We start from the raw sequence: 238 nt of genomic DNA, 5'->3' as shown, positions 1-238 counted from the left end.
GTTATTTTCTCAAAGTTTTGAGGGTGCTACTGTAAGTGGCTTTATTCTAAGCTTAATTGAAACTGCCAAGAGAAATGGCCTTGATCCTGAAAAGTACTTGAATTATTTGCTTCAGAAATTACCGAATGAAGAGATTCTGGATTCGGAAACCCTTGAAGCTTATTTACCGTGGCAAGAGAAGATCCAGAAGAATTGTAAATAAAAGAACTTAAATAACCGTCTCAGTATAACAGTAACT

Annotated in this window: 1 protein-coding gene; it reads left to right on the top strand. The window is 35.3% G+C overall.

The genetic code is table 11. The features are described 5' to 3' along the window. A partial coding sequence (locus JEM49_RS09135; protein WP_201874726.1) for a transposase domain-containing protein occupies window positions 1–202 on the top strand: 202 nt, incomplete at its 5' end. Window positions 203–238 lie beyond the last annotated feature (36 nt).

The organism is Lactobacillus sp. A27, assembly GCF_016742815.1.
Taxonomy (GTDB): domain Bacteria; phylum Bacillota; class Bacilli; order Lactobacillales; family Lactobacillaceae; genus Lactobacillus; species Lactobacillus gallinarum.
Note: the sequence above shows the minus strand (reverse complement) of the source record. Positions and strands in the feature narration are given on the sequence as shown.